Annotated in this window: 14 protein-coding genes; 4 read left to right on the top strand and 10 right to left on the bottom strand. The window is 69.5% G+C overall.

Annotated features, from left to right (window positions below; translation table 11 throughout):
• The first annotated feature begins 212 nt into the window (after positions 1 to 212).
• Positions 213 to 647, top strand: a complete 435-nt coding sequence (locus tag Pph01_RS32575) for a hypothetical protein (protein ID WP_204077028.1) — start codon at positions 213 to 215, stop codon at positions 645 to 647.
• Positions 648 to 737: 90 nt separating this feature from the next.
• On the opposite strand, the gene Pph01_RS32570 is transcribed toward Pph01_RS32575, so the two are convergent.
• The 3 genes from Pph01_RS32570 to Pph01_RS32560 form a co-directional block, all read right to left on the bottom strand.
• Positions 738 to 1,343: a GNAT family N-acetyltransferase gene (locus Pph01_RS32570; protein ID WP_204077027.1), complete on the bottom strand. Its 606-nt coding sequence runs from the start codon at positions 1,341 to 1,343 to the stop codon at positions 738 to 740.
• Positions 1,344 to 1,558: 215 nt separating this feature from the next.
• Entirely contained in the window at positions 1,559 to 2,287 is a 729-nt protein-coding gene (locus Pph01_RS32565; protein WP_204077026.1) for a TylF/MycF/NovP-related O-methyltransferase, read from the bottom strand.
• A gap of 12 nt (positions 2,288 to 2,299) precedes the next feature.
• Positions 2,300 to 3,685, bottom strand: a complete 1,386-nt coding sequence (locus tag Pph01_RS32560) for an FAD-binding oxidoreductase (RefSeq protein ID WP_204077025.1) — start codon at positions 3,683 to 3,685, stop codon at positions 2,300 to 2,302.
• Positions 3,686 to 3,837: 152 nt separating this feature from the next.
• Between Pph01_RS32560 and Pph01_RS32555 the strand changes: the two genes are divergently transcribed.
• Together Pph01_RS32555 and Pph01_RS32550 are read left to right on the top strand one after the other, a co-directional pair.
• On the top strand, positions 3,838 to 4,953 hold the full coding sequence (locus Pph01_RS32555; RefSeq protein ID WP_204077024.1) for a helix-turn-helix transcriptional regulator: 1,116 nt from the start codon (positions 3,838 to 3,840) through the stop codon (positions 4,951 to 4,953).
• A 68-nt stretch (positions 4,954 to 5,021) separates the two neighbouring features.
• On the top strand, positions 5,022 to 6,971 hold the full coding sequence (locus tag Pph01_RS32550; RefSeq protein WP_204077023.1) for an AfsR/SARP family transcriptional regulator: 1,950 nt from the start codon (positions 5,022 to 5,024) through the stop codon (positions 6,969 to 6,971).
• A 37-nt stretch (positions 6,972 to 7,008) separates the two neighbouring features.
• Here Pph01_RS32550 and Pph01_RS32545 read toward each other — a convergent pair whose 3' ends face one another.
• Positions 7,009 to 7,944 (bottom strand): catalase family peroxidase, encoded by a 936-nt coding sequence (locus Pph01_RS32545; protein ID WP_204077022.1) that lies wholly within the window; start codon positions 7,942 to 7,944, stop codon positions 7,009 to 7,011.
• A gap of 319 nt (positions 7,945 to 8,263) precedes the next feature.
• Between Pph01_RS32545 and Pph01_RS32540 the strand changes: the two genes are divergently transcribed.
• On the top strand, positions 8,264 to 9,298 hold the full coding sequence (locus Pph01_RS32540; RefSeq protein WP_204077021.1) for an SAM-dependent methyltransferase: 1,035 nt from the start codon (positions 8,264 to 8,266) through the stop codon (positions 9,296 to 9,298).
• Positions 9,299 to 9,550: 252 nt separating this feature from the next.
• Here the strand turns inward: Pph01_RS32540 and Pph01_RS32535 are convergent, their stop codons facing one another.
• The 6 genes from Pph01_RS32535 to Pph01_RS32510 all read right to left on the bottom strand — a co-directional run bounded on the left by Pph01_RS32535 (position 9,551) and on the right by Pph01_RS32510 (position 22,801).
• Complete coding sequence (locus Pph01_RS32535) at positions 9,551 to 16,168, bottom strand: discoidin domain-containing protein (protein ID WP_204077020.1); 6,618 nt, start codon at positions 16,166 to 16,168, stop codon at positions 9,551 to 9,553.
• Between the two features lie 15 nt (positions 16,169 to 16,183).
• Complete coding sequence (locus tag Pph01_RS32530; protein WP_204077019.1) at positions 16,184 to 18,724, bottom strand: glycosyl hydrolase 2 galactose-binding domain-containing protein; 2,541 nt, start codon at positions 18,722 to 18,724, stop codon at positions 16,184 to 16,186.
• Positions 18,725 to 18,750: 26 nt separating this feature from the next.
• The gene (locus Pph01_RS32525) at positions 18,751 to 19,566 is read right to left on the bottom strand and encodes a carbohydrate ABC transporter permease (RefSeq protein ID WP_204077018.1); all 816 of its coding nucleotides are present in this window, start codon (positions 19,564 to 19,566) and stop codon (positions 18,751 to 18,753) included.
• Positions 19,563 to 20,429 (bottom strand): carbohydrate ABC transporter permease, encoded by an 867-nt coding sequence (locus Pph01_RS32520; RefSeq protein ID WP_204077017.1) that lies wholly within the window; start codon positions 20,427 to 20,429, stop codon positions 19,563 to 19,565. The genes Pph01_RS32525 and Pph01_RS32520 overlap by 4 nt, the downstream gene beginning before the upstream one ends.
• Before the next feature lie 72 nt (positions 20,430 to 20,501).
• Positions 20,502 to 21,809: an ABC transporter substrate-binding protein gene (locus tag Pph01_RS32515; RefSeq protein ID WP_204077016.1), complete on the bottom strand. Its 1,308-nt coding sequence runs from the start codon at positions 21,807 to 21,809 to the stop codon at positions 20,502 to 20,504.
• Between the two features lie 140 nt (positions 21,810 to 21,949).
• Entirely contained in the window at positions 21,950 to 22,801 is an 852-nt protein-coding gene (locus tag Pph01_RS32510) for a LacI family DNA-binding transcriptional regulator (RefSeq protein WP_204077015.1), read from the bottom strand.
• Positions 22,802 to 22,859 lie beyond the last annotated feature (58 nt).

Raw genomic sequence — 22,859 nt, 5'->3', positions numbered from 1 at the left:
TCTTGCTGACTTCTCGCTGACTCGCGCAACCTCACTCGACTGGCTGCCGCAGTCGCCGGCGTACGCGTTGAACACGGGTCGTGCTGAACGCCTTCCCCATGCACCGGATTACTCAGTCGCTTACGGCCCCGGGCCGACGCTACGCTGCCGGGAATCCGCCTCAGTGCATCTCTGGTTCTGACACATCACGGGACTTGGGCGAAGGAGATTTCATGGCCATGCCCAAGAAGGGCTCTCGGCTCATCACCGTGGCCGGCACGATGTTTCGGTGGCGCATCCGTCACAGGCCCACGTACTCCGAAGGCAACGGCTGGACTCCCATGTCGTTCTCGGTGGAACTCGCCGCACAACCCGGCAGCGTCCTCAAGATCACCCTTCCCTGCGCCCGGCCCGACAACTGGCTAGGAGAGCGGGCCATCGCTGTACGACCCATCCTTGTGGCAGCGGCGATCCGGCGTGCACTCGACGAGGGGTGGACACCGGACCTCAGGGGCAGGGCCTTCTCCCTCGACATCACCGAAGACGAACTCCCCGACCTTCTCGGCGAGCCGCCCAACTACGTCATCCCATTCCTGTGGGGCGTGATTCCTCTCGGCGGCGGAATGAAGGACCTCCCCCGCGCACGTCAGATCTGGCCTCCGCAGTAATCAATGGAGCGCGGACACCGAAGGCGCGACCAGGCTGGATACGGATAGCCCGAGGTCTTCCTGGAAACTCCCCCGAATAGATGGAGCAAGCTACTGGTCGCATCGTCTCGGGGTGCTCGTTGTGTGCAGGTACCAGCAGGAGTAGATCACTCGACCATTCGGAAGCACATGAAAGGGTGCGCCCTGGATGGGAATGAATCCGGCCGCCTCCAGTGCACGACGGCAGGCCACGTTGGTGATCTCCGTGCCCGCTACGACCACGGCGATGCCAAGGTGTTCGTGAGCCAGCGTCAGTGCCGCGCCGAACAGTTCACTCCCCAAGCGGCGACGACGAAACGCGGGAGCGAGCCAGCCGCCGATCTCGTAACCATGGGGCGTTCCCCTTACGCCGGCCACGCCAGCATGGTTGCCGGTCCGGGAGTCGACGCCATGCAGTTTCCAGGCGTCGTTGAACTGCGCGACACCTCCTTTCCGCCGCGGTGGCGTGGCCAAGAGGTGTGTACGCCATGGCTCAGTGGCAATCTCTGTCGGGTACCAGCCGAGCCAGTGCTGCGCCTCGGCATCGCCCGCCGAGGCTGACTCCATTCCCAGTTCACCTTCAGTCGGACTCTGGAACCGCAGCTTTTCAGTCAGGACCACGTGACTGCTCTGGTGGCAGGCGTCTGATGACTCCCGCCGATGCGTCTGTTCCCACATGTCCTGCCGCACTCCTCGCGATTTCGAACGCGGGTGATCATGGCCGACTCGCGTGCTTGGACGGTGTAGACCTGATGACCGTCCAGAGAACGGTCAGGGAAGTGGCAGGGCGTGGCACACCCACGATCTCCGCTCGACCTCGAGAAACGGTGCCTGACCGCGGCGAAGCCGCTGGTCAGGCACCGTTGATCATTTCTGGGATGCGAAGCCGTACGTCACCAGGTCGAGGCGAGCTTGCGGCGGAGCCGGACGGGGAGCAGCGGCAGCGCCTTGGAATGCCGCTCGTCGCCGATCACCTGGAACAGGGCCCTCCGGTCCGTCGTCTCCCCCTTGCCGCTCGGCTCCCTGCCGAAGACCGCGACAAGCGTCGTGCGGATGCCCGTGCGCTTGGTCCAGTCGACGAAGGCCCGGCACTCGGCCGGGTCCTCGCCGAAGAACTCGTCGAACAACAGCAGGCTGCCCCCGCCCAGCAGCGGCGTCAGCCAGTCGAGCGCGCACGTGGTCGCCGACTCCAGGTCCGCGTCGAGGTGAGCGAAGCTGACCCGGCCGACTTCGGCGGCGAGCTCGGGCGTGAGGGAGTCCTCGAAGAAACCCTTGACGATCCGGACACCGCGGAGCCGGGGAACCGGGGTGGCGAATGTACCGGCCGACAGGTGCTCATAAGACTCCGGCAGTCCCTCGAATGAGTCACAGGCGTAAATCCGCTTCTTCCACTGAGACGGATCCCATAACCGCGACCGGTAGAGCTCATCCCTGATGACCCTGGTCGAGTAGCCCTTCCAAGTGCCGAACTCGATGATGTGGCCGGGGATCGGCCGTGCCAGCGCGACCGCGAGCTCGAGGACCTGCGCCCTCGACGGGTAGGTGACCTTCGACCTCTGCTCCGTCCAGTCGCCTTCGCGCCCGGCGAGCCATTCCTCCTGGGTCACCTGATGATGCGTCATTCCCGCTCCGCTTCACGCTGAGCGGGAGGGCAGGACCGGGTGATTGGCCCGGATGACGTCCAGCGGGTCGTAGGTCTCCTTGACCTCCTGCAGCCTGCGGTGCACGTGCGCGGGTTCGAAGGCGAGCCCGTCGGCGCGCCGTTCGGTGAAGTTGCGGTACGAGGTGGACGCCCGCCAAGGCGTCATGGCCGCGGAAAGGGCGTCGAGAGCGGCGTGGACGGCGGCGGCGGAGCCGGCGTCGACCGTGATGCCGCCCGAGAACAGGCCGAAGGCGGCGTTCAACGAGGACACCGCACCACCCTGACGCGCCTCCGGGGCGAGGGCGCCGCCGAGGTGCCGCGCCTCGACCGTCAGCAGAGGGACGTCGTTGCCGGGGCCGGCCACCGCCAGCAGCGCGGCCAAGGCGTCGTCGGGCAGTCCGGTGACCTGGAACCCGTCCCCGGTCGCCGGGGTCGGGCCGGGCGGGTCGAGATGGAGCATGTGCAGGTCGGTGACCGGGGTCGGCGCGAAGGTGTCGATCTCCGGAGCGAGCTCGCGCAGCGGTGCGAGCAGCTCGTCGGTGGCGTGCCGGTCGAGCTGCGCCACGGCTTCGACGGCCACGAGGTCGCGGCCGCGGAACGGCTGCGGGATCTCCTCCAGCGGGGGGAAGCGGAGGAGCCGGCCAAGCGAGGTGACCGTGTCGGGTACGGTCGCCGTCCAGTCGCGCCAGCGCGTCAGCACGGCCCAGGCCTGTTCCAGGGGCCAGTACATCGCCCCGGCGTGCACCTCGGTGATGGGGAACAAGTCGAACTCGAGCTCGGTGATCACGCAGAAACCGCCCCCGCCGCCGCGGATCGCCCAGAACAGCTCGGGCTCGTGTTCGGCGTCCACGTGCAGGATCCGGCCGTCGGCGGTCACAACTGTGGCGGCGGTGACGTGGTTGGCGGCCAGCCCGTGCGAGCGGGCGAACCACGACAGGCCGCCGCCGAGGGTGTAGCCCACCACGCCGACGTCGGCCGCGGTGCCGCTGAGGCCGGCCAACCCGTGCTTGGCGGCCGCCGTGTTGACATCCGCCCACACCACGCCGGCGCCCACGCGCGCCCGCCGCCGGCCGGCGTCGATGTGCACCGTCGACATCTCGGACGTGCGCAGCAGGATCGTGTCGTTCAGCGGGCCGAGCGGGGCGGCGTTGTGCCCGGTGCCCTGTGGGGCGACGCGCAGGCCGTACGCCTGGGCTGCCTCCAGCGTGGCGGCCACGTCGGCGCTGGACCTGGCCCGCACCACCGCGGCCGGGCGTTGGTCCACGGCCAGCTGCCAGGCGGACCGCGCCGCGTCCCAGCCCGGATCGCCGGGCAGGATCAGCGCGCCGTCCAAGAGCGAGGTCAGGTACACCAAGTCGTCGGGAGAGGTGACAGGCACCGTGAGAGTCCTTCCAGATCGGGTCAATCGTCCCGATCGACGGTGCCGGAGGACATGATCCGATCCCATCCCACGCGTAGGGGTTTGTCCGCTTCGCCATCCCCCGCAAATGAGGGATGCACCGCACGGGAACCACCTGGCAGCATGGAGGCGTGGACAGGATCGGGGGGACGTCCGCGCCTGGGTACATGGCCGCGGGCACGGGGGTCGAGGTTTTCGAGGCGGCCGCGCGCAGACTGCGCCGACTGGTGCCCTACGACGCGGCGGCGTGGTTCGGCACCGATCCGGCGACCGTGTTGCCGACCACGCCGATCCGGGCGGAGAACATCGAGCCGGTGCACTGCGAGTCCTACTGGCATCGTGAATACCGCACCGAGGACGTGCTCACGTTCCGCGACGTGGCGCGCTCCGCGCACGCCGCGGGCACGCTCCGCCAGGCCACCGGCGGAAGTCTCGGCCGTAGTGTCCGCTACCAGGAATTCATGCGTCCGCAGGGCTACGCCGACAACATGCGTGCGGCCTTCCGCATCGGCGGCGGCGCCTGGGGCGTGGTGGACCTGTTCCGCTTCGCCGACCGCCCGCCCTTCGACGAGCGCGACCTACGGCACATCGCCCGCTTGGCCCCCGAGGTCGCGATGAGCCTGGCCGGCCTCGCCGTCACCAACGACCGCGAAAAGTCGGGCGAGGCCGCCGAGCCGCCGGGAACCGCCTTGTTCGACGACGACGACCGGGTCACCTTCGCCGACGCGCACGCGGAGCGCTGGTTCGGCGAGCTGTGCGGCTCCCCTTGGACCGCGCCCTCGAACTCGCTGTGGACGGCGGCCATCTACTCGGTGGTGGCCCGCGCACGGGCCGTCGCCGCCGAACGGGAGTCCGGTCCCGCCGTCGTACGGCTCCGCGGCGACAGCGGACGCTGGTTCAGCATCCACGCCTCGGTGTTGTACGACCGGCGGCGGCAGCCGGGCCCGGTCACGGTGGTGATCGAGCCGGCGACCTCGGGGCAGATCGTCCCCATCATCGTGGAGGCGTACTCGCTGACGCCACGCGAGCGTGAGGTGACCGAGCGGGTGGCTCGCGGGCACAGCACGACGGAGATCGCCAAACGGCTCCATCTGTCTCCCCACACAGTGCGCGACCATCTCAAGTCGATCTTCGCCAAGGTGGACGTCAGCAGTCGCGGCGAACTGGTGGCCAAGCTGTTCGGCGAGCACTACAACCCCCTCATGCACAGCCCTGACGCCGAACTGGTGCACATCTACGGCTCCTGAATCCCGCGGAAACGCCTCGTCCCCTGATCAGGGTGCGGGTCACGTGCGTACTTCACCGATGGGGAGGGATGGCGATGATGCCGGGGCTCCGCTTCGCGGTCCTCGGCCCGGTCCGGGCCTGGCGCGGTGAGGACGAGTTGCCGCTGGGCTCGCCGCAGCAGCGTGCGGTGCTGGTGACACTGTTGCTGTGTGAAGGCGGCGCGGCAACGGCCGACCAGCTCATCGACGCGGTGTGGGGCGCGGAGCCGCCGCCGTCGGCGCGGGCGACGGTCCGCACGTACGTGTCACGGCTGCGGCAGGTGCTCGGCTCCGGCGGCGAGCCGCTGCTCGGCTCCGCGGCGGGCCTCTACCGGCTACGGGTCGAACCGGGCGCGCTCGACATCGCTTCCTTCGCAGACCTCGTCGCGCAGGCCGGTGCGGCGAGGCAGCAGGGCGACGCGGCCACCGCCGCCGAGCGGCTCCACGCAGCCGCCGGCCTGTGGCACGGTGAGCCGCTCAACGGCGTACCGGGGCCCTACGCCGACGCACAACGCGCCCATCTGGAACGTGTACGGCACCTCGCCGCCGTGGAGCGGCTCACACTCGACATCGAGATCGGGCGGCATACGGCGGCCATGGCGGAGCTGACCGCGCTCGTCGAGGAGCAGCCGTTCGACGAGGGGTTGCGGCGGCTGCTCATGGTCGCGCTTTACCAGGCCGGCCGGCCTGCGGCGGCGGTCGCGCAGTATCACGAGATCCGCACGCTGCTCGCCGACGAGCTGGGCCTCGACCCTGGCGGGGCGTTGCAGGAGCTGTACCAGCAGGTGCTCGTCGCCGACCCTGCACTGACGCCGCCCGCCCTGACGCCGTCGGCGCCGGCGGCGACACCACCGGTCACGACCGCATCCACGACCGCATCCACGACCGTGGCCGCACCGCGGGTGGCGCCGGCCCAGATGCCTGCGGACATCACCGACTTCACCGGCCGGGCGGCCCTTCTCATGGAGCTGACGGATGCGCTCGGCTCCGGGCGTGACGCCGGATCGGCTCGGGCCATCGGCCTGACCGGGCTTCCAGGCGTCGGTACCAGCGCACTCGCCATCCACGTGGCGCACCGGTTGCGCGACCGCTTCCCCGACGGGCAGCTGTACGTGGACCTGCGCGGCGACCACGGCACACCGGTCGACCCGGTCGCCGTCCTGGGCAGGTTTCTGCGGGCGTTCGCGGTCGAGCCCGCAGCCATCCCCGATGATCTGCACGAGCGGACCGCGCTGTGGCGCAGCATCACGGACGGCCGGCACGTCCTCGTCGTGCTCGATCATGCGCACGGCGCCGCCCAGGTGCGGCACCTCCTCCCGGCCGGGTCTCGATGCGCGACCGTGGTCACCGCCGACCGGCGGCTGCCCGGACTCGCCGGCGTCGTATGGCGCACCGTGCCGGTCTTCGACGCCGACGAGTCGCTCGAACTGCTGCGCTGCGTCGCCGGTGCTCAGCGCATCGCCGCCGAGCCGGACGCCGCCCGCCGGTTAGCCACGTCGTGCTCACACGTGCCGCTCGCGGTGCGGGTCGCGGCGGAGCGGCTGTCGGCGCGCCCGACGTGGAGCGTCGCCGAGATCGAAGACCGGCTGCGAGTGGAGATCCGCCAACCGGTGGCGCTGCACGCCGACTGCGACCTGGTCGAGGCCCCTCTCGAACGCCGCTACAACGATCTCGACCCGCAGACGGCGCTGGCGTTCTGTCTCGCCTCCCTGGCCGACGGCGCCGACGTCACGGCAGCTGAGGTGGCCGGGCTCGCCGTGCTCCCGCTGCCGGAAGCCGAGCGCCTCATGGAAGAGCTCGTGGACGTCCATCTCGTGGAGTCGGTGGCCTACCGGCGCTACAGGTATCACTCCCTGATCCGCTGGTTCGCCCGCCGCAAAGCGGTGCTCCAGCTAGGCCACACGATCACCGAGGCGGGCCTGGACACGCTCCAGCCGGCGGAGCATGAGGCCGTCGCGGCGGGGACCGTCGCCGGCCTCGTGCGTGGACACGTCGTCTGAGCTCACGCGGCCCCCGCACTCCGAGGGCGCGCTGACGTCAACGGTTTTCGTTACGCCGCCGGAAGGACTCGGGGTAGGCGCCGGCGCGGAAGGCGAGCACCGGGTCGTCGGAGAGCTCGATGCCGGCAGTGACCCCGGTCGGGTTGAACCCCTGCTCGGCCCACTGCTCCTGGTCGTGCACCGGCCCGGTCAGCTCCAGGCGCCCGGCGGTGATCTCCTTGCGCCCATCCGGCCAGGCGACGGTGGGATCGTGCGTCGGATCGTCCTCCTCGCCCAACTGGACCTGGAGCGTGAACGCCACCGGGCCGCCCTTCACGCGCTCGTGGATCTCCGCAGTCAGGTAGTGGTCCGCCTGGGTGGCCGCCTCTTCGGCAGTGAGATCCACCCGCCCGGCCTCGGGCTCCCAGCGGTACCGCACCGGCTGCCGGTTGCCGGCCGCGTCGACCCAGATGAACGCGTGGATCGCCCAGTAGGCGGCGGTGCCGTAGCTGACCGGCACCGGGGGCTGCTGCATGATCGGCCCGGCGAGGTGCGGGTGAGCGGCGACGAAAGCCTGCACCCGGGCCGGGTCGGGGTGCCCGGTGGCCGCGTCCGGCCGCAGCGCCTTCGTCAGCGTGAAGAACTCCTCCGGAGTCGAGGCGACGAACACCGGCACGCTCAACGCGATGAGGTCGGTGTGGCCGTCGTCCGGCAGCGCGAACCGGGTCGCCATTCCACGAGCCACCGGCACGCCGTCACGCGCCTGCGGATCGCCCTCCGAGTTCGAGAACCGCACCGTGACGGGCACCGTTCGGCGTTGCAGGTGGGCAGCCGTCGTCAGTCCCTCCGCGTCTCCGGTCGGCGTGAACGTGCCCGTGAAGCACACCCCCCGTGCACCGGAACGGCGGTGGCCGGGATAGGTCCCACCGCTCATGCGTTCCATGCTGTCGACCACCTGCACGGCGGTCGGCGGCACAGCGGTGTCACTCGACATGTCATTTCTCCAAGCGTGATGTCTGGTCTGTTGGCCGGCGGAGTCGAACGGTAGCCACGCCGGGTCGACGTCCCGTAGACGTTCCGTGGACACGGACGCCAGCCCATCGGCACCGGCGACTCCCGCACCTCGACGTCTGTTGTGGCCGCCACGCGGAATCGGCTCCGACGGCCACAACGGAATCGAGCGTCGACGGGATGTCTACGCCTCGTCGACCCTCGTGGGACAGCGTTGGCCCGGCGACCAGCCCCGAACCAGTGACCCGGCGGCTCGCCCTGCGGCTGCCTTCGACTCTCCGACCCGAATGGATGCGAGAACCATGAACGACCTCACCGCGGCGGCATCTCCGGCCGGAAGCCGGCAGGCACGAGAAGGCGTTCGCGCGACCGCGTTGCCGACGGGGGTGGGTATCACCGCCCTCATCACGGCGTACGCCCGCGCGCAGGAGTCGCGCCGCCGCGACGCGCTGTTCGTCGATCCGTTGGCGGAGTCGTTCGTCGTCTCCGCCGTGGGTACGGCCGCAGGGACCGGCAATGCTCTCCCCCGGCTCGGCCCTGCCCGCGACGACGGGTCGTCGGCGCTGTGGACGAGCCTCTGCGCCTATCTTGCGGGCCGGACTCCGTTCTATGACCGATACCTTGAGCGGGCCCTCGGGAACGGCCGGCGACAGGTCGTCATGCTCGGCGCGGGCCTGGACACCCGTGCGTTCCGCCTGCCACTGGCGACGGGCACCACCGTGTACGAGGTCGATACTCCGGCGGTACTGGATTTCAAGGCCGGTGTCCTGGCCGGGCATGAGCCGGCGAGCGCGGCCGAAAGGGTGCTCGTCGCGATCGACCTGCGGGAGGACTGGGTCGGGGCGCTCCGGCAGGCAGGCTTCGACTCCGGCCGTCCCACCGTCTGGCTGGTGGAAGGTCTGCTGATGTACCTGACCGCACCGCAGGCCGACGCCCTGATGGCGGCGATCACCTCGATATCGGCACCGGGCAGCGTCTTCGCCGCTGAGTATCTGAACCGGCGGTCCCGAATGGACGACGTGCCGATCTCCGACTCGGGCGACCGCGCGGTCGCCGAACTGTTGACCAGTTCCGACCGGGGCGGTCCGGGGGTCGAGCCTGAGGCGTGGCTGTCGCGACACGGCTGGGTCGCGCGCCGGAGTGACCTCGTCGAAGAGTTGGCTGCCCTGGGACGCCCTGTGCCTGCCCTGTTCGACCCGGAGAGGTCCGACCCCCTGAGGTCGTGGCTGATCACCGCGGCTCTTCCCGTGCCGGTAAGGGATGTCGACGAGGATGCGCCGATGCAGACCCGCCGACCCGTGGACTCTGAGGTCGACTCATCCGCCACCCCGGAATAGACCAGCCCCCGCACCGCGGCGGCACGTGCCGGCCGGCTCCCCGCAGCCGAGACGCGGGGCGCTGCCCTCCCGCCACGATAAGAGCCCGGCGCCGCGGTGCGTGGATGGCGCCGGGCTCACCCCGAAGACCAAGTACTCGATATGCCTCTACTTCATGGCCACCTTGGCCGACTGCTGCTGGGGGTGGCGTGGTATGGGCGGCCGAAGCGTCCGGTACGGCGCCGAGGCGTGCGGCGCCGTACCGGACGGGGGTCAGACGGGTTCGCCGTCGTTGGCCGTGATCAGGTGGTTGGCGTCACGAAGGAACGTCGTCTTCACCAGTGGGTTCAGCACGATCTTGGGATCGTTGACCGTGTCGACGAAGCGTTCGAGCTTCTTCACGATCTTCTTCTTGTCGCGTTCGCGCCCCTTGTCCTCCGACACCATGACCTTCGAGATCCTGTCGTCGAGCTTGGCCGCCCCCGAGGCGCTCAATTCACCAGCGGTCCTGAACCGCTCGATCAGAACGGAGATCGCGTCGGTCGAGGTCACGGTCGAGAATGTCACCGACTGGTCGACCCGCCCACCGGACCGGTTCTCGACGGTGACCGTCAGCGTGTGCTCCCCGAGCGGCAGCCGGTACAACTCGGCGACCGAGCCGGAGGTGAACGGCTCGCCGTCCAGGGTTCCGGTCACGGACGTGACGCCCGAACCCGCGACCTCCCAGCCGATCGTCAGGTTCTCGCTGTCGTCGTAGGACTCCCCCTGCGTGACGCCGGAGACGGCGATGGTCGTCGCGGTGTCGGGCAGGGAGCCGTACACCTTCATCTCGTAGATCGAGTAGCCCCACTGGCCCGACAACTGCGTGCCCTGCATCCTGACGAAGCGGGCGTCGGCGTTCAGGTCGATCAGGTCGGTTCCGCCGTTGCCGTTCGTCTCGGTGAAACGGTCCGTCCACGTACGGCCGTCGGGCGAGGTCTGGAGCTTGTAGCCCTTGGCGTACGAATCCTCCCAGTCGATGGCCACGCGGTTGACCGTGTACGTGTCCCCGAGGTCGACCTGCAGCCAGTTGTCCGGCGCCTGGCTCGCGCTCCAGCGCGTCGTGCGGTCACCGTCGAAGGCGGCCGCCGCCCCTTGGGAGGCGTTGGACGCCGACGACGCGGTGGCCGTCTTGCCGAGGGCGATGTTGGGCGCCTCGGCGCCGTACACCTCCATCTCGTAGAGCGAGTAGCCCCACTGGCCGGATCTCTCCACGCCCTGCATCCGAACGAACCTGCCCAGCGCGCTGACCGGGATCCTCTCCGTTCCTCCGGTGGAGTCGTTCTTCGCGAACACGTCCTTCCAGCTCTGGCCGTCCATCGACACCTGGAGCCTGTACCTCTTGGCGTAGGACGCCTCCCAGGCCAGGTCCACCTCCGACAGGGAGTAGATGCCGCCCAGGTCGACCTGGATCCAACTGGCGGGGTCCTGGCTCGCGGCCCAGCGGGAGGCCGGATCGCCGTCGAACGCCTTGGCCGGACCCTGGTCGGTGTTCGACTGCGACGACGCCGTGGCCGGCTTGTTCAGGGCCAGGTTCACCCGCGACGTGTCTCGCAGGGTCAGCTCCAGCGTCACCGGCTGGCCGGCCTTCAGGGGGACGACCCGGGCGATGCCGCCCAGCGGGGAGTTCTGCACCGGCGCGCCGGTGACCTGCTCGATGCCGGACCGCTGGATCAGGGTGAGGTTCTGGTCGATGTCGGAGGTGAGCGTCACCTTCACCTTGTGGGTGTCCATGTCCCAGTCGAGGTCGTCGATGGTGAACCGGCTCTTGCCCTTCATGCCGGAGATCGAGCCGTGCTTCAGGCCCTTGGGCAGCGCGGGCAGCAGTTCCAGCGTGCCGGTGTCGGTCGTGGCCAGCATCTCCATCATGATCGTCGGGACGGAGTTCACGACGTCGGTCGCGAACACGCCCTTGTTGTTGTAGTGCGACGTCGCGAGGCTGCTGTAGTAGTAGTCGTCCTTCGCGAAGCGCATCAGCTTGGCGTTGACGCTGTCGGCGTCGTTGAGGTCGGCGGCGATCAGCGCCCCGTGCAGGAGACCGTGGCCGGCGTTCTCGTAGTTGCCGGCGTCCTTCTTCTTGAGGAAGACCTTCGCGGCGTCGTACAGCGCCTTGTTCTTCTCCGGCGTCACCTCACGGTAGGGCCAGACGGGCATCAGGCCGCTGGAGTGGCGGTGCTGGTAGGCGTTCTTGTTCGCCAGGTCGGGCCAGGCCCACTCGGCCAGGGCGCCGTCGTCGTTGACGATGTACGGCGGCAGGTTGTCGAGTTTCTCCTGCCAGACGGCGATCTTGTCGGCGTCCTTCCCCAGCGTCTTGCTGGTCTGGATCAAGGTGGACAGGGCGAAGCGGGCGCCGGAGATGTCGTACACCGAGTTCACCGCGAGCGGCACGCCGCCCGCCGGGCGGTTCTCCGGGGAGATGGACCCAGCGAAGATGTACTTGCCGTTCGCGTCCTTCTGGACGAGGAAGTCCTCGTAGAAGTCGCCCATGTCACGGATCAGCGGGTAGTACTGCTCCTCCAGGAACTTCCGGTCGCCGGTGATCTGGTAGTACTCCCAGAACGGGTAGAGCAGCCACGACTCGCCGCCCGTGACGTACTGGTACGGATAGTCGAAGTTGATGTTGGAGATCAGGCCCTCGCCGTTGGGCGTGTTGCCGCCCGTCAGCATGCCGCGGGTGCCCAGCAGCTTCTGGGCGTTGACGCGGAAGTCCTTCTGCCAGCTCTTGTTGATCCACCAGTAGCCCGCCATCACCTCCGGCAGGTTGCCGATGTTGCCGCCGGAGATCTGCAGGTTGAGGTTGGCGTCGAGGTGGTAGTAGCCGTCCCAGCCGACGTTGCTGTCGCCGGTCCAGTTGCCGAGCAGGTCGGGCGGGGCGGTCGGACTGCTCGACCCGATCAGGTGGTAGCGGCCCGAGTTGAACATCCGCTCGAACAGCGCCAGGTTGGGCGTCGTCGCGGTCTTCTGCTCGGCGAGCAGTTCCTCGTTGGACTTCGAGCGGTCCGACTCGGACGCACCGAAGTCGACCTTGACGCGGTCGAACATCTGGCTGTGCTTGGCCACGTGGCGGTCGCGCAGCGTCGTGTAGTCACTCGGCAGCGCAGTGAGCTTGGCCTGCAGCGGCTTCTTGTTCCATTCCTGCTCGGCGGGCACGCCGCCCTCGTACGTGCCGTCGTAGCGCTGGGTCAGCGACAGCAGCATGATGTACGACGCGTTCGTCACCTGCACGTCGGTGCCGGCCATCGTCTTCGTGCCGTCGGTCACGATCCGGGTGACACCCTCGTAACCGGCGTCGTAGCTGCCGCTGGGGTACTTCACCCGCAGGTTGAGGAAGTCGGTGGTCGAGGCGTTGACCGCCGTGAGGCCCTTGTTGAGCAGGTTCATCCCGGGGTCGATCGACAGGCCGAGCTTGACGTCGAGCTTCTGCCCGGCGGGGGCCGGGAGGTACTGCACGGCCACGCCGTCGGTCTGCGACACGAACGCGTCGCGCCGCCAGTCGCCCTTGTCGTCGGTCCAGTTCACCGAGACGACGCCTGCCGAGTAGTCGGTCGAGCGGACGTAGTTGGTGACCTCGCCGGTGGCGGGCATCTGGAGGGTCATCTTGAAGCCGGGGTGCTTGCTGCCCTCGCCGCCGCCCTGGTAGCCCTGCACGTCGGCCGCGAGCTGGTTGGCCTCCTGGTACTTTCCGGCGATCAGCAGATCGCGGATCCTCTTGATGTCGTCCTGGCTGACCGTGTTGAAGGTCCGGTGCGGCCGGGCCTCCGTACGCGCCATGAAGAAGTCGCGGTCGTCGAACACGACCGTCTCGTCGCGGGGGTTGCCGAAGACGATGATGCCCTGCTTGCCGTCGCCGGCGAGAAGGCCCTCCTCCCAGTCGGCGTACGTGCGCGGGTAGGTGGTGGACAGCGCGCGCGTCGCGGAGTTGCCGGAGGTCGTGAAGGTCTTCGTGAGGCCCTGGCTCTCGCCGCCCGCGTCGAGTGCGGTGATCTTCACGGTGTACGTCCGGCCCGCGGCCAGGCCCGTCAGGGCGAAGTCACGGGCGTCGGCGCCCAGGGTGCCCTTCAGCGTCTGGCCGAGATACACCTTGTAGCCGGTCACGCCCTGGTTGTCGGTCGCGGCCGGCCAGGCGACGTTCGCCGAGGTGCCGGTCACCGCGCTCAGCTGGAGCTGGGCGGTCGTCGGCCACTGCGGGACGGTGTCGGCGGGCTCGGCCGTGCCGTACACCTCGAACTCCCAGAGCGACAGGCCCCACTGGGTGGCGGCCTTGACGCCCTGCACCCGCACGTAACGGCCCGAGACCGGAGGATTCAGGGTGATCTCGTCGACGTGGTCGCCCGTGGGGGCGGCATCGTCGTGCGTGTGCACGTCGGTCCACTGCGTGCCGTCGGCCGAGGTCTGGATCTTGTACTGGGACGCGTACGCCGCCTCCCACTTCAGCACGACCTTGTCGATGACGTGCGTCTTGCCGGTGTCGACCTGGATCCACTGGGTGTCGCCGCCGTCGGAGCCCCAGCGGGTGGCGGTGTTGCCGTCAAACGCGCGGAACGCCGACCTGTCGTTCTGCGGCTGGCTGTTGACCGGGCCGCTGCCGTCGTTCGACTGCGACGACGCGGTGTAGGCCGATGGCGCCAGGTTCAGCGCGATGTTGACCGGGACGTCCGGCTGCACCGGAGTGCCGTAGATCTCGAACTCGTAGAGCGAGTAGCCGTACTGCGTCTGCGGCTGCACGCCCTGCATGCGGACGTAGCGGGTGTCCCTGCGGATCGTGATCGTCTCCACACCGCCCGCGCCGGTCGTGGTCGAGTAGACGTCCTCCCAGTGCTGGGCGTCGCCGGAGATCTGTATCTTGTACGACTTCCCGTAGGCCGCCTCCCACTGCAGGACAGCCTTGGAGACGTCGTACTCGCGACCGAGGTCGACGTAGATCCACGCGTTGGGGTCGTTGCTGTGGTCGCTCGACCAGCGCGAGGAGCCGTTGCCGTCGATGGCGTTCGTCGCGACGAGGTTGCCGTCCTCGTACGAGGCGACGACCTTCGCGTCCGGGTTGAGCGACAGGTTGACCGGGACGTCCGCGGGCGGCGCGGGCGGCGTCGGCACCGTCTGGCCCGCCGGGGGCCACAGGGTGAAGGAGTTGGCGCCGGTCTTCGCCTCGGCGAACGGGCCGGGCATTCCGCTGAAGGGCTTGCCGAAGAAGTCGGTCGTGACGTCGGCGGCGATCGACTCGCCGGCCCGCGGGATGACCCCGACCCGTGCCTTCGTCACCGGCGTGAGGCCGCCGATGCCGGAGGCGTCGAGGTCGAAGTCGAGTTTCACCTCGGTGGCCGATGCGTTGACCTTGACGTTCGATAGGACGCCGGTGGCGTTGCCCTCCTTGACGTGTGTCTTGTCCGTGGCGTCCGCCGGGAGGGTCGAGCCGTTGACGAGGTTGTTGTACCAGAAGAACTTCTGCGGGCTGGTGAGCGCGGTGCTCTCGTTCATCGTGCCCGGCTGGAAGTAGTACGCGTCCCGGCCGCCGCCGTCGACCGCGATGCGGCCGTTGTCGACGAACAGGTTGTCGGCGTAGACGACGCCGGTCGCGTCGAGCATGCGGATGTCGGAGTTGCCGATGAACACGTTGTTGTCGACGAGGATCGGCCCGTGGACGGCCTCCGCGTAGTAACCCCACGGGGCGTTCATCACGATGTTGCCGGTCACGCGGAGGTTCTGGTTGCCCCAGTCGGTCCAGATCCCCGCGGAGTTGCCGCCCTTGGAGTTCTTGAGGAAGTTGCCCTTGATGAGGCCCTCGTTCATGTAGTGGACCTTGATCGGGGCCGTCTCCGCGCCGCTGAACTCGCCGCGGTAGTTCGTGTCCTCGATGCGGTTGTACAGAATGTCGGAGTTCCAGGAGAACACGCCGGCGATGCCGGACTGGCCGGCCTTGGCGATGTAGTTGTTGCGGACGATGTGCGAGCCGTACTTGGCGGTGTCGTGGAAGTCCGTCCGGGTCTGGCCGGGGCGGTTCCCGGCCCACTCGTCGCACCCGAGACCGATGTCGATGGCGATGGTGCGGGCGTTGACGACGGTGTTCTGCTCGATGATCCACTTCAGGCCGCCGTTGACGCTGATCGCGCCCGCCTGCCGCCGCGAGGGGCTGCTCGGGAAGTCCGAGTACGTGCCCGCGGCGTCCTTGACCGTGAAGCCGTGGACGGTGATGTAGCCGAGGCCCCACGCCTCCGGCGCGAACACCTGGCGGCGTACGTTGATCTCGGCCAGCTTGGCGTTCGGGTCGTTGCCGTCGAAGTTGGCGTAGATGGTCGTGTCGACGCCGCCGACCTCGGCGAACCAGGTGTCCGCGGCCGACTGGACGGCGCTCAGCGACGGCTTCTCGTAGTAGGCCTGCTCGTTGAGGTAGACGTCACCGGCGGTGTAGCCGGGGAAGGTGCCGCCCTCGCCCCCCTGCGGCTGGCCCGTGCTGTACGGGTTGAAGTCGCCGAAGTAGGAGTCGGGGAGGGTGACCTTCCAGACGTCGCCGCTGTACCGCGTCCAGGTGTCGATCTCCTCCGAGCCCTTGATGACGACCTCGCCGTCGCCGGCGCTGGTGTAGGTGATGCGGGCGTCCTCGCCGGTTCCGCCGCGGGCGGGCCTGACCCACTCGCGGTAGAGCCCGGCGTGGACGACGACCGTGTCGCCCGGCTGCGCCTCCTGGGCGGCCTTGTCGATGGTCAGGTACGGCGCGGCCGACGTGCCCGCGTTCGCGTCGTTCCCGGTCTTGGCCACGTGGATCTGGCGTGCGGCCGCCGCCTGCGACGGCACCGCCAGGGTCACGACGACCATGGCGGCGCCGGCTAACGCGCTGAGTGTCCTTCGGAGTTTCATGGGGGGTTCCTTTGGTCAGAGCGAATTCCCACTGGGGCCGGTGACCTCGCCGAAGGACCGGACCGTTGCGCTGAGGAGGGTGGTGGGGAGCTCGGCCGGGCCGATCGCACGGCCGTCCCGTCGGGTGATGCGGAAGGTACGGCTCTCGCCCGGCAGGAGCGTGACGAGGGCGTCGTCCACAACGAGCGCGGACGGTTCGAGGCCGAGTGGCGCGGCCAGCCGGTCGGCGGCCACACACACCTCGCGCAGGGTGGTCACGGCGGTGACCGTGACGCGCAGGACTCCGTCGGCGATCTCGACGGCGACCCGCCGTTCCGGGCGCGGTGCGGTCAGCTCGCGCTCGGGGCGGTAGATCCAGGTGGTACGTGTCCCGCCGGCCTCGACGACGAGCATCTCGGCGTTCGGGTCGCCGGGGTTCGCGACGGCCGGGTCGACGGGCAGCCGTACCAGGCCGCCTGCCGGGCAGCCGGCGCTGAGGGTGGTCCGGGCGAGCTCCCGGCCGTCGAGCGCCACCCTTCGGACCAGCACGTCGGCGGTCCAGGCCGTGGCCGAGTCGTTGACCAGCGCGACCACCAGGCCGTCGGGGCCGGTCGGGTCGTGGGTCGGTCCCGGGGTGACCGGCTGGACGCTCGCCAGGCGGGGGGCGAAGGAGCGACGCAGCGCGTGCCAGAGCGGTTTCTCGATGCCCGCGCCGTCGACGGCGGACCAGCTGATCACCGGCCAGCAGTCGTTGAGCTGCCAGACCACCGCGCCCGCGCACCGTTCGCGCGACCGCAGCCACTCGACGCCCGCCGCGACCGCGCGGGCCTGCACGACCTGCGTCGCGAAGTGCCAGTCGGCGTCGGTCCGGGGCGTCGGCACATGGGGCTGCAACCCCCGGGTGAGCTTGTGCATGCCGTCGATGGCGCGCAGGTGGTGACGCGTCTGCGGCGAGTCCGGCCCGGGAGACTCACCCGGGACGACGCGGTCGAGCGTCGTCCACGCGGGCGGGCCGCACCAGCCCATCTCGGCCACGAACGACGGGTCGTGGTAGCGGTAATGGGCGTAGTCGCGCTCGTTCCAGGCGTCCCACAGGTGGCTGAGGCCGTGGGTGTCGGCCGCCGGGTCCCGGTCGAGCGCGCCCGACCAGGGCGAGTTGGGCACGTAGGGCCGCGTCGGGTCGAGCCGTTCCAGCACCGCGGGCAGCACGTCGAGGTAGTACCGCGCGCCCCAGCCGCGCGTGCCGATCTGGTCGGCCCAGCCCCAGTGGTGCCAGCCGAGCACGGTCTCGTTGCCGCCGCACCAGATCACCAGGCTCGGGTGCGCCGCCATCCGGGCGACCGCCTGCTCCGCCTCGGCGGTCACCAGCGCGGTCATCTCCTCGTCCTCGCAGTACGCGGCGCACGCGAAGAGGAAGTCGTGCCACACCAGGACGCCGCGTTCGTCGCACGCATCGAGGAACTCCTCGGTGGCGAAGTGCCCGCCGCCCCAGACGCGCAGCAGGTTGGCGTTCCCGGCGACCGCCTGGTCGATCCGGTACGCCACCCGCTCCGGCGTGGCCCGGCTCGCGAACGTGTCGTCGGGGATCCAGTTGTACCCCCGGACCCGTACCGGCCTGCCGTTGACGACGAGCGCCCAGCGGGTGCCGAGCGCGTCGGGGGTCTCGTCGACCGCGACGCTGCGCAGTCCCACCCGTACGGACGCGGAGTCCAGCACGACCCCGGCGTGGCCGAGCTCCACGCGCAGGCGGTACAGCGGCTGCCCGCCGAGGCCGACGGGCCACCAGAGGTCGGGGTCGTCCACCCGCAGGGCGACGACGACCTCGTCACTTCCGACGACCGTGCCCGTGGCCGATCCGACCGGCCGACCGGTCGGGTCGGCCAGTTCCACGCACACCTCGGACCCGTCCGGCGCGTCCACGCGTACGTGCACCGTGACGTGGGCGGTGGTGTGGCCGAGGTCGAGGCGGACAAGCGGGCGGACGTTGTCGATCCTGCCCGTGTAGGTCTCCAGCCGGATGCCCCGCCAGATCCCGGCGGTGACGTAGTGAGGGCCCCAGTCCCAGCCGAAGTTGGCGGCGGCCTTGCGTACGTGCGCGTAGGGCTCGTCGTACGGGCTGGGCAGCGGGCCGTGGGCGTGTTCGTGCTGATGGGCGGCCTCCCACGCCGAGGCGAACCGCACCTCGACGTGGTTTTCGCCCGGCACCAGCACGTCGTCGACCGGCCAGCGGTAGGCGAGGTGCTGGTCGCGCGCGGCGCCGACGAGGCTGCCGTTCACGTACACCTCGGCGATCGTGTCGAGGCCGTCGGCCACCAGGTCGGTCCGCGCCCCGGAAACCGGCGACCAGTGCACCGTGCGCTTGTAGACCCACTGGGAGTGGCCGACCCACCGCTGCGCCAGCTCGCCCCACCCCACGTCGGGGTCGGCGATGAGCCCGGCCGCCATGAGGGCGGTGTGCACCTCGCCGGGCACCCGCGCCGGGATCGCCGCCGTGCGGACGGCCTCCGGCGCGTCGTCCGGCCCTCCTGCCCAGGTCAGCTCCCATTCGCCGCCGAGGTCGAAGCGGGTGGCGCTCATGGAGGTAGTGGCCTGTGTGGTCTGTGTCATTCCTTGACCGCCCCCGCGGTGAGTGCTTCCTGCATCCGGCGATTCATGAGTGAGTACGCGACGTACACCGGCAGCACGGTGAGCACGGTGCCGGCGGCGAGCACGCCGAGGTTGGTCGCGTCGGAGATGAGCGTCGGCAGGGCGACCTGGACGGTGCGCACGTCCGGCGAGGTGCCCGTGATGGTCAGGGCGAACAGGTACTCGTTCCAGAAGGTGAGCAGCTGGAGGATCGTCACGCTCACCACGCCCGGCCTCGCGATGGGCACGAAGACGCGGGTCAGCAGCCTCCAGTGACCGGCCCCGTCGAGTGCGGCCGACTCCACCAGCGCCGCCGGCACGGTGCGCATGAACTGCGTCAGCAGCAGCACCGACAGCGGCAGCGCGCTCGCGGGCAGGAAGAGCATCTGGAACTCGCGGGTGCCGAAGAGTCCCATGTTGATCGCCAGCACGACCGTGGGAATCAGCGCCGCGAACGGCGGAATGAGGAACCCGGCCGAGAAGGCGCCGGTGATCACCCGGGCCGCCCGGCTGTCGGTGCGGGCCAGCGCGTACGCCGCCGGTACGGCCAGCGCCAGCGTCAGCACGATCGCGACCAGCGAGATGAGCACCGAGTTGAGCAGCGCCTGCCCGAGCCGGGCGGTCTCCCAGGCGGTGTGGAAGTTCTCCCACAGCCACGCCGCGGGCAGCGCGAACGGCCGGGTGAAGATCTCGATGTTGGTCTTCAGGGCGCTGACCGCGAGGTAGTAGAGCGGGGCCGCGAGGATCAGGGCGTACAACCAGCTCAGGACCGTCGCGAGCGGACGCTTCCTCATCGGGTGTCCCCCCGCAGCAGGGCCCGGATCAGCGCCATTCCGGCGATACCGAACAGGAGCAGCACGACGCCCACGACCTGGCTGTAGCCGAGGTCGCGCATCGAGAAGGCCTTGGCGTAGACGAGGTAGGACAGGGTGGTCGAGGACGTGCCGGGGCCGCCCTTGGTGAGCAGCAGGATCAGCGCGGCCGAGGTGAAGAGCGTCCAGAGGAACTGGAGCATCGTCAGCGTGCGGACGTAGTCCTTCACCATCGGGAAGGCGACCTGCCACATCGTGCGGAACCTGCCGGCGCCGTCGATCTGGGCCGCCTCGATCACCTCACCCGGCACGCTGGCGAGGCGGGCCGCGAACAGCACCGCCGTCCAGCCGATGCCGCGCCACAGGTCGATGGCGATGAGGCTCGGCAGCGCGGTGGCCGGGTCGGCCAGCCACGCGTTGGCCAGCGAGTCGAGCCCGAGCCCGCGCAGCAGGCCGTTGACGCCGCCGTTGGGCGACAGCACGCCGTAGAAGATCATCCCGGTCATGGAGATCGAGATGAGCCCCGGCGAGAAGTAGAGGACCGACAGGATCCGGTAGGCCCGCGGCTTGGTGTTGAGGTGGTATCCGAGCATGAAGGCCAGCGGGATCATCACCGGGATCGCGACGGCCACCTGGATCAGGCTGTTGCGCACCGCCGCGTGGAAGGTCGGATCGGCGAACACCTTGGTGACGTTGTCCAGGCCGATGTACGTGGGCTCGTACAGCAGCCCTTTCCAGCGCAGCGTGGCGATGACGAACATCGCCACGAGCGGGCCGACGGAGAAGACGGCGAACCAGACGAGGGATGGAACGGTCAGCCAGAGGACCCGGGGGGATCTGGTCATGTGAGGGTGTTTCCTTCGTGCAGGAGAGGGGCCGCCGCGGCGCCCGGCGACCCCTTATTGGGAGGTGGTCTCTCAGCCTTTGGTGGCCGTGTCGAGGCCCTCGCAGATCTCCTGCGGAGTCGCCTTGCCGTAGGCCCCGGTCAGGACCTGGGTGATCGGGTCGGACGCGGCGCCGATCCAGACGTCGGGCAGCACCTCATGGTCGACCTCGGTGTCCAGGCCCAGCGACTTGGCCGTCAGCGGGTCGGTCGCGTACGAGGCGAAGTCGCCGGTGACAGGGGGCAGAATGCCGGCGTCCTTGACGAAGTCGCCGACGGTGGCCTGGTCGTAGAACTTGGTGATGAGCGCCTTGATCTTGCCGATCTTCTCGGGCGAGGCGCCCTGCTTGGTGATCATGAAGCCGACGCCGGTGAAGCCCTGGTAGGCCGACGGCTTGGCATAGGCGGCGCCACTCGGCACGGGGAACCCGCCGAGGGTGGTCCGCGTCTCGATGCCCGTGCCGGAGGCCTTCGACTCGGTGTACGCCCACGAGCCGGCCGACATGATCGCGGCCTTGCCGGAGTAGTACGTGGCGTACATGTCGTCGGACGACAGACCGGCGGCGTTGTCGACGAACACCTTGGCGTCACGCAATCGGGTGAACAGCGTGATGCCGTTCATCACGGTCGGCGTCGCGCAGTAGCCGCCCTCCTGCATGACCTTCTGCATCGTCTTGGCGTCGGTGAACGACTGGGCGATCTGGTAGAAGAGCTTCTGACCGGTCCAGTCCTTGCCTCCGACGGCGACCGGGCCGATCCCGGCCGCGCGCAGCTTCTGGGCCGCGTCGATGAGCTCGTCGGTGGTCTTCGGCACGGACGTCACCCCGGCCTTGGTGAGCAGATCGGTGTTGTACCAGAGCGGCCAGCTGAACCCGGAGAACGGCAGGCCCTGGAGCTCGCCGCCGGCGACGCCGCCGACCCGCCACTCGTCGAGGGCCTCCGGCTTCATCGTGGTTTCCAGCCCCCAGTCCTTGACGTACTGGTCGACGGGGACGGTGACGCCCGCGTCGAGCCAGCCGACGGTCTTGTCGAAGAGGTTGACGATCACCAGGTCGGGCGACTTGCCCGCCGCGATCGAGGTCTCCACCTGGTCGTCGATCTCCTCCAGGCCCTCGGTGAGGTTGATCGTGGTGCCGGTCTCCTTGGTGTAGGCGTCGAATACGCGCTTCTGGGCCGCCGCCGCCGAGTTGCCGGCCGTCCAGCGGGTGACGACGTCGAGGGAGCCGCCCCCCTGCGCGGACGCCGCCGGTTCGTCGGAGCCGCACGCGGCGAGGGAGAGGACGAGGGCTCCGACGGCGAACGCGGCCACCCCGCGTACGGCTCGAGGCGTGGTGCGGTGCATGGGGCATCCTTTGCTTCATGTTCAGGGGGTGTCGTGTGTCCCGGACGTTACTCACGGGTTGCACGGGCATTGCTGGGGTGTGCTGAACCACAGCAAACAGGACACGAAGCCCGGAGTCAATAACAAAGATTAGTAATCTATTAAATACTCGAACCGCGAACGACGAGCGTCGCCGGAGCGGCCGTGATGACCCGGGCGGTGGCTCCCGACAGGACCTCGGCCAGCGTCTCCCCCACCAGCACGCCCAGCGCCTGCACATCGTGGCTGACGGCCGACAGCGGCGGCTCCGCCAGCTGGCACAGCGCCGAGTCGTCCCACGCGACGAGCGACAGGTCGGCCGGCACGGCGAACCCGAGCCGCGCGGCCTCGTGCAGCGCCCCCAGCGCCATGACGTCGTTGTCGAAGACGAGCGCGGTCGGCCGGTCGCGGATGCTCGCAAGGGCCGTGACTGCGCACACCCCGGCCGCCTCGGAGTAGTCGCCGTCGAACGTCGTCGTCCGCACGCCGTGCTCGGCCGCCACGTCGGCGAAGGTGCGGCGGCGGATGATCGTGTGCGCCATGTCGGCGGGCCCGGCCACGTGCCCGAGGTGGTCGTGGCCGCCCGCGACGAGCTTGTCGACGACCCCGCGCATGGCGACCTCGTCCTGCGTCCACACGGCCGGCAGCCCCCCGGCTGTCACCGGGTCGCCGATGACCACTGCGGGCATGCCCAGTTCGCGTACGAGCGCGACCCGCTCGTCGCCCGGCAGCAGGTCGATGAGAATCACTCCCTGCACCTGGTCCTCCTCGGCCCAGGCCCGCATGCGGTCGGCGGCCTGTGCGATGGTCGCGACGACCTGGAGGAGCACCGGAACGCCGAGCGGCACCAGGACGCGTTCCATGCCCGCGATGAACTCGTGGAAGAACGGCTCGGCCCCGAGGACCTCGGCGTCACGTACGAGAGCGAGCCCAACGGGCGTGCCCGCGCGCGGGCCCGTCGATTCCGCGGCCATCGATGTCCTCCTCGTGAACTAACCTCGTGCCCCGTAACGGTAATGCCGCGGCAGGGGC

The sequence above is a fragment of the Planotetraspora phitsanulokensis genome (assembly GCF_016863295.1).
In the GTDB taxonomy this organism is placed as follows: Bacteria; Actinomycetota; Actinomycetes; order Streptosporangiales; family Streptosporangiaceae; genus Planotetraspora; species Planotetraspora phitsanulokensis.
This window is presented reverse-complemented; position numbering and strand designations above follow the sequence as displayed.

What these genes read in the sequence shown, in the direction of transcription:
- Pph01_RS32575 (WP_204077028.1), top strand. Translation starts at nt 213, where the DNA reads ATGGCCATGCCCAAGAAGGGCTCTCGGCTCATCACCGTGGCCGGCACG.
- Pph01_RS32570 (WP_204077027.1), bottom strand. Translation starts at nt 1,343, where the DNA reads ATGTGGGAACAGACGCATCGGCGGGAGTCATCAGACGCCTGCCACCAG.
- Pph01_RS32565 (WP_204077026.1), bottom strand. Translation starts at nt 2,287, where the DNA reads ATGACGCATCATCAGGTGACCCAGGAGGAATGGCTCGCCGGGCGCGAA.
- Pph01_RS32550 (WP_204077023.1), top strand. Translation starts at nt 5,022, where the DNA reads ATGGCGATGATGCCGGGGCTCCGCTTCGCGGTCCTCGGCCCGGTCCGG.
- Pph01_RS32545 (WP_204077022.1), bottom strand. Translation starts at nt 7,944, where the DNA reads ATGTCGAGTGACACCGCTGTGCCGCCGACCGCCGTGCAGGTGGTCGAC.
- Pph01_RS32540 (WP_204077021.1), top strand. Translation starts at nt 8,264, where the DNA reads ATGAACGACCTCACCGCGGCGGCATCTCCGGCCGGAAGCCGGCAGGCA.
- Pph01_RS32535 (WP_204077020.1), bottom strand. Translation starts at nt 16,168, where the DNA reads ATGAAACTCCGAAGGACACTCAGCGCGTTAGCCGGCGCCGCCATGGTC.
- Pph01_RS32530 (WP_204077019.1), bottom strand. Translation starts at nt 18,724, where the DNA reads ATGAGCGCCACCCGCTTCGACCTCGGCGGCGAATGGGAGCTGACCTGG.
- Pph01_RS32525 (WP_204077018.1), bottom strand. Translation starts at nt 19,566, where the DNA reads ATGAGGAAGCGTCCGCTCGCGACGGTCCTGAGCTGGTTGTACGCCCTG.
- Pph01_RS32520 (WP_204077017.1), bottom strand. Translation starts at nt 20,429, where the DNA reads ATGACCAGATCCCCCCGGGTCCTCTGGCTGACCGTTCCATCCCTCGTC.
- Pph01_RS32515 (WP_204077016.1), bottom strand. Translation starts at nt 21,809, where the DNA reads ATGCACCGCACCACGCCTCGAGCCGTACGCGGGGTGGCCGCGTTCGCC.
- Pph01_RS32510 (WP_204077015.1), bottom strand. Translation starts at nt 22,801, where the DNA reads ATGGCCGCGGAATCGACGGGCCCGCGCGCGGGCACGCCCGTTGGGCTC.